General features: G+C 64.4%; 4 protein-coding genes. 2 read left to right on the top strand and 2 right to left on the bottom strand.

The window, feature by feature from the left end:
* The coding region (locus tag WAN02_RS33845; protein ID WP_422269718.1) for an AMP-binding protein at positions 1 to 2741 on the bottom strand (2741 nt) is incomplete at its 3' end.
* A 342-nt stretch (positions 2742 to 3083) separates the two neighbouring features.
* Between WAN02_RS33845 and WAN02_RS33840 the strand changes: the two genes are divergently transcribed.
* Both WAN02_RS33840 and WAN02_RS33835 read left to right on the top strand, forming a co-directional pair.
* Complete coding sequence (locus WAN02_RS33840) at positions 3084 to 4121, top strand: hypothetical protein (RefSeq protein WP_422269717.1); 1038 nt, start codon at positions 3084 to 3086, stop codon at positions 4119 to 4121.
* 89 nt (positions 4122 to 4210) lie between these two features.
* Entirely contained in the window at positions 4211 to 5833 is a 1623-nt protein-coding gene (locus WAN02_RS33835) for a (2,3-dihydroxybenzoyl)adenylate synthase (protein WP_422269716.1), read from the top strand.
* Positions 5834 to 6340: 507 nt separating this feature from the next.
* Here WAN02_RS33835 and WAN02_RS33830 read toward each other — a convergent pair.
* A partial coding sequence (locus WAN02_RS33830) for an SDR family NAD(P)-dependent oxidoreductase (protein WP_422269715.1) occupies positions 6341 to 6757 on the bottom strand: 417 nt, incomplete at its 5' end.

Here is a 6757-nt window from a genome sequence, read left to right as displayed (position 1 = left end):
AACCGTTGGGCGGTGAGATCCGGACGTCCGCGGTAGCCCCGGGCAATGCCGCGTCCGGCGACCCACAGTTCGCCGGCGACCCAGTCGGGGCAATCGGCGCCCCGATCGTTGACCACTCGGCAGGCATTGTTGGAAAGCGGCGTGCCGAACGGCAACGCCGTCAGCTCCGACGGGAGTGCGTCGACGTCGCCGATCTCGAAAATGGTGTTGTGGATCGCGGTTTCGGTAGCGCCACCCAAGCCGGCAAACCGCAGCGCGGGCGACTCGGCCCGAAGGCGGCGAACAACCTCGGGCCGCACCCAGTCGCCCCCGGTGGGGATTACCCGCACCGACGACAGGCGTCCAGCGGCTATCTCACTCAGCATCTCCAGCCACCCCGGCATGAAGTGCAACACCGTGACTTTGTGAGCGTCGATGAGCCGGGCCCAGGCATCAGGATCGCGCCGCTGCGCCTCGTCGACCACCACGATCGATCCACCGGTCCGCAAGGTGACGAAGATGTCCATCACCGAGATATCGCCCTCCAATGTGGACAGCGCCAGGCAACGATCCGCCGCGCCGATATCGAAATGCCGGGCGATGAACTCGACGGTGTTCATCGCGGCGTCGTGGGTAACCTCTACGCCCTTGGGCTCCCCGGTGGAGCCCGAAGTGAACAGCACATAGGCCAGCGCGGCGGGATCGGTTGTCGCGATGTCAATCTCAGCGTCGGTGGGCACGCCCGTCAGCACATTCGCAATCGTCAACGCCGGCACCGGCAACGAGAGTCGCTCGCCACCACACACTAGGGCCAGCTTCACCTGACCGGCCTGCAGAATGCGTTCCGCGCGATCACGGGGCTGGTCGACGCTTATCGGCAAATAGGCGCCACCCGTCGCCAGAATCCCCAATAACGCGGGCACCTGTTCAGCGGTTTTGGGACCCATCACCGCAACGGTGTCACCCTCGCGAATCCCGTTCGCACGCATGGCTGACGCCACTGTCAATGCCTGGTCGCGCAACTGCGCGTAGCTAAGGTCGCCGGAACTGGCGAAGACCGCCGGTGCGTCCGGCTGCTGTTCGGCACGGCGAAAGAAGCCCTGGTGCAGCGTCTCTCCGCTGGGGTCGGCGGTTCGGCTGTTGACCGTGTCGCGCACCGCGCGCTGAGCGGCCGGCAGCGACGGAAGATCAGACACTTCCCACTCGTCGAGCCTGGAGGTCAGCCGACGCAGCTCGTCGATGTGATGAGCGAACATCGCGTCGATGACACCCGACGGGAAAACGTCCTCGCGGACGTCCCAATTCACCAGCACGCCGCCGTCGAATTCGGTGACCTGAGCGTCGAGCGAGACTTGCGGCCCTTGCGAGATGATCCAGCTCGGCGTGCCGAAAGCCTCAGTGACGTCGCGGCAGAACAGCTCGCCGAGTCCGAGCGCGCTGGTGAACACCACCGGGGCGAGCACCGGGGCGCCCCGGTAGCGGCCAAGATCGCGCAGCACCGACAAACCGGGATAGCTGGAATGCGTTGCCGCGGTCCGCATCGCGTCCTGCACAGCGTGCGCTCGTGACACCGCATCGGTGGTGCCGGTCAGGTCGATGTCGAGCAGCAACGACGATGTGAAGTCGCCGACCAGGCTGTCGACATCGGGATGCAGGTCCTGGCGACCGAACAGCGGCACATTCAGCAGGAATCGCGATGTGCTCGACCAGCACGCCAAGGTGTGCGCGAAAGCCGCGGCAAACATCATCGCGGGGGTGACACCCACGGAGTGGGCGTGCTCGAACAGCGCGTGCCGGGTTTCCGGATCCAACCACTGCCAACGTCGAGTGCTGTTGCGGGAAAGCACTTTTCGGCCCGACGATGGCAACTTGGGCGAATCCGGCAGCTCAGGGATCCGCTGTGACCACCAGTCCCGGTCAGCGTCGTGAGCCGGCTGCGGTCCCGCCTCCCGCCGCACAGTCTCCTGACGGTATTCCCGGTAGCTGTAGCCCAACTCCGGGAGCTGCCGCCCTTGATACAGCGACGCGAGATCGGCCATCAGCGTGCGGTAGCTCATCGCGTCGGCGGCCTGCATGTCCAAATCCACATGCAGGCGTGAGCTTTCCCCGGGCAGCAATGAAAGGGTCAGCTCGAACACCTGCCCGTCGAGCTGCTGATGCGACTTCGCTTCCCGAATGTCGGCGAGCCGCTTAGCGACGACCGCCGGGCCGAGGTCCCGAAAGTCGTGAACCGTGACCGGGAAACTCGCCGGTTCCTGGCTGCGATCGGTCTGCTGGGTTCCATCCGACAGAAACGTCACCCGCAGCATCGGATGACGCGCCGCCAGCTGCGTGGCCGCGTCCCGTAGGCGTTCGGGATCGATTGCCCCGCCGTCGAATTCGACATATAAATGTCCAGCCACACCACCGAGCGGCTGGTTGTCGTGGCGACCTACCCACATGGCGTGCTGCATCGGGGCGAGCGGAAATGCGCCATCGGATGCACCGGTATGCGCTTCCGCCGCGACGACAGGCTCGGCAGTGTCGTGGTTGGCGCCGACGAGCAGCGACCATGCCTCAACGGTGGGATCGGCGGCCAGCGCAGCGAAGTCGACATCGATACCCCGACGACGCCACCGACCGGCAAGGGACATCATCCGAATCGAATCGAGACCCTGGCTGATGAGGTTGCCGCTGGGGTCGACGGCATCGGCGCTGATGCCGAGCAATTCGGCGACCTCAGCGCACACGTCGCTCGGGCTGCCAGCAACGGAAGCCCGCACCCCACCAGTCAACAAACCCAATCCTCCTACTAGTTAGTGGAGGCTAGCCTAAATTGCTGGCTACTTTAATAGTCGGGGTACCCGGGACGCTACCGCCCTCAGCACTAGCTAAGAATCTCCCCCACGCAGCCCCCGTCACGCGGGTAGTCACAACCAAGACCGCCACCCCGGCGTCATCGCCGATTGACCCAGAGCAGCGGTTATCGCGGTCGAGGTCGATGAAGTTACCCTAGCCTCAGTGAGGTTAGGGTTACCTATTGTAACTCAGTCAAATCTCAGGTAGCGTCGCGTCCCGCCTGGTTATGGCGCTATGTCTCAGTGACGGTTACTAAAGGAGATGCCGTGCATCTAGCTCTTCCCTCCGACTCGAAGACGGCTCACGTGAGCCGACTCATGATCGCCGGTGTGGCGGTTGCAGGCGCGACCTTGTTCGCCATGAATGCGCCGACCCCTACCGGGACGCAGGTCCAGCACCGGGACGTCAAGCTGGCCGCAGGCGAAGTTGACTGGACGACGTTCCTCGCCAACGTGAACGACAACCTGGCGACCCTGCAAAGCGAAGGCGCCACGTCGAGCACCGAACTGTCGACGGCACTCGGCAACGTCTCCGACGCCTTCAGCACCCAGATCAGCACCGCTCTGACCGGCTTCGACACCGGGATCAACAACGCACTGTTCGGCGGCTGGTATGGCAGCGACGATGGCTACGTCTTCGGGTTGTTCGGCGGCGAGCCGGTGCTCGGTGGCCCCACCCCCGGCATCACCGGCAGCCTCATTGAAAAGCTTTCGAACGACCTATCGACGATATCGACCAACCCGAACGGGAGCGAGCAACTCTTTAGCGACTTCAACAATTACACGCTGGAGCTGTTGGACCACACGGCCAAGCCGCTGCTGGCCCCGCTTCTCGACGAGACCACCAAGGGTGTGACGACGTTGTCGATTCCCGTCGAGCTGTCTCAGATCCAGACCAACCTGCTCCAGGCCTTCGGCGACTACAACGAGCTGAAGGATCTAGCCCAGACCGTGCTGTCCCCCGAGCTCAGCGGCTTCTTTGCGCTGACCGCCGACCTGGACAGCATCAGCGCCGCGTCCGGTGCGGGCGACAGCGCCACGGCCCTGTCCGACCTGAACAATCTGCCGTCTGACGTGCTCAACGCCGTTGTCAACGGCTACGACGCCGGGATCAACCCTGTTGACGGCTCTGAAAACCTGTTCCCAGGCCTGATCAACGCGGGCAGCTTCCTGGACGAGCTCTACACGACCTGGACCGAGCAGTTCGTCACGGCGCTGGGCTCGCTGGGTGCTGACTCCGCCTCGTCGGTTGCGGCGGAATCCGTCTCGACTGCGCTGCCGGACCTGTTCACGGGGCTGTTCTAACCTCTGAACCAAGGACGCGCCGGGGCGGGATGGACGTTCTTCGTCCATCCCGCCCTTTGCGTATCGGACAGCCGAACTGGAGGCAACCGATGCCGTCTTCCCAGCTGGAAGGCTTTGTGCCGTTTCCACCGGACCGCGCGGCGAAATATCGGGCCGCTGGTTACTGGACCGGCCGGACCGTCGACTCGATGCTGTCCGATGCGGCACAGAACTGGTCGGCACAACTTGCCGTCGTCGACGCCGACGGACCGCAGCGACTGACCTTCGGGCACCTCGACCAACGCGCAGACCGCGCGGCGGCGGGCTTGGTGCGGTTGGGCATCGCCGCGGGCGATCGGGTCCTCCTGCAACTGCCGAACAACTGCGAATTCGCGGTGGCGTTGTTCGCACTGCTACGTGTCGGCGCGATCCCGGTGATGTGCCTGACCGGCCACCGCGCGGCCGAGCTGGGACACTTCGCCGCGGTCAGCGAAGCGACAGCGCTGATAATCCCCGATAGCGCAGGCGGTTTCGACTACCGCCCGATGGCACAGGAACTCTCACACGGCCATCCCGGGCTGCGACACGTCATCGTCGACGGCGACCCGGGACCCTTCACGTCGTGGTCGCAGGTATACGCGAGCAACGTCGAACGGCCCGAGCGACACAATCCAGATCCCGAGTCTCCCGCGCTGCTGCTGGTGTCGGGCGGGACCACCGGCACGCCAAAGCTCATCCCCCGCACTCACAACGACTACGTCTATAACGCCAAGGCCAGCGCTGAACTCTGCAAGCTCACCGCCGACGACGTGTATATGGCGGCTTTGCCTGCCGCGCACAACTTTCCGCTGGCCTGCCCCGGACTACTGGGCGCTATCGCGGTGGGCGCACCCACCGTGTTTCTCAGCAACCCCAGCCCGGAGTCGGCGTTCAGGGCCATTGCACGCCACGGCGTCACTGTCACCGCGCTGGTGCCGGCATTGGCCAACCTGTGGGCACAGGCCACCGAATGGGAGCCCGAGGCCCCAACCTCGTTACGGCTGTTACAGGTTGGTGGCGCCAAGCTGGAAGCCAATGATGCTCAGCGCGTCCGCGAGACATTGACACCAGGCCTGCAGCAGGTCTTCGGAATGGCCGAAGGGCTGCTGAACTACACCCGATCCGGCGACCCGCCGAACGTGATCGACCACACCCAAGGTCGACCGCTCTGCGTCGACGACGAACTGCGCATCGTCGACGACGCCGGCCGAACCGTCCGGGCCGGCACGGAGGGCGAACTGCTGGTGCGGGGTCCATACACCTTCAACGGGTACTTCCGCGCCGAAGAAGCCAACGCGCGCTGCTTCGACCCGGAGGGTTTCTACCGCAGCGGCGACCTCGTCCGTCAACACCCGGACGGGAACTTAGAGGTCACCGGCCGAGTGAAAGACGTCATTCATCGCGGTGGCGAGACGATCCCCGCGGCCGATCTCGAAGAGCACTTGCGAACCCATCCGGCGATCTCGTCAGCGGCGGCGGTAGCGCTGCCCGATCCATACCTGGGCGAAAAAATCTGTGCGGCAGTCGTTTTCTCCGGAAGCCCAGTGACCCTGACGGAGTTGAACGCCTACCTGGACCAGCGCGGCGTCGCCAGACATGCACGACCGGATGTGCTGAGCCCGATGGCCACGCTCCCGACCACCCCGGTCGGCAAGGTCGACAAGAAGGCGATCGCCCGGCAATTACAGTCTTAAGATTCGGCAGCCGGATTCATCGAGTTCGGACAGAGATTACTTACCTTTCGCCACTAACCTCAACAATATGAAAACAAGTGTTGACAGCATTTCGCCTGCGGTAAATGGCCGCGTCGAGGTGAAGCGGTCATTCTTGTCAACCGCCCTCTCCGTGCTTGCCGCCGGCGCGACCTTTTTCGGAGCGGGAGCAGCGATGGCGTCTCCATCCAGCATGAGTCCCGGAGATGGCCTGCTAGCGTTCCACGTCGAGTAACTCAGCCGTAGCCTCCCATAGGCGCGACTCGCGAACCGGGTCGATGGCGAATGGTTTCACATCGCATTTTTCGTCTTTGACGACCAATGCACCGTCTCTCAAATACGCCCAGCGGTCGTCGAGAACTATCGACGCGAGCACCGGACCTGATCGACTGGGCGACGAGACGCCGGGAATTCGCTAAATCACACGGCCGGCCCTCAGGCAGTCGTCCGGTTTTCCTGGGACTGTCGGGGCCAGGAGTTGCTGATCGACTAGCCCCGCTTGGCCCGCAGACGTTGAACCTGTCCGTAGGTGTCGATCGGGCTGTGCAATGCCAGACCACCGTCGGCCAGGACGGTCTGCCCTGTCACCCAACCCATCTCGAGCACCGCGATGATGGCCTCGGCGACGTCATCGGCCTCACCTACCCGGCCGAGAGCAGTTCGTTGACCCAGCCCGTCCACCCACCCCGACAGCTGCTCGGCCTGGGCCAGCATCGGGGTTCGGGTGACCCCCGGCCCCACCGCATTGACTCGGATGCCGTGCGGCCCCCACTCGCTTGCTGCGACCCGGACCAGCATGTCTACCCCGGCCTTGGAAACGCAGTAGGCGCCCATGTCGCGGTCGGCGACGGTGCCGCTGATGCTGGATACCGCGACGATCGATCCGCCGCCGCCGTTGTCGATCAT

Origin of the sequence: Mycobacterium sp. (assembly GCF_049281135.1) — a bacterium.
Taxonomy (GTDB): domain Bacteria; phylum Actinomycetota; class Actinomycetes; order Mycobacteriales; family Mycobacteriaceae; genus Mycobacterium.
The sequence above is the reverse complement of the archived record's forward strand: the minus strand, read 5'-3'. Positions and strand labels throughout refer to the sequence as shown.

What these genes read in the sequence shown, in the direction of transcription:
- WAN02_RS33835 (WP_422269716.1), top strand. Translation starts at nt 4,211, where the DNA reads ATGCCGTCTTCCCAGCTGGAAGGCTTTGTGCCGTTTCCACCGGACCGC.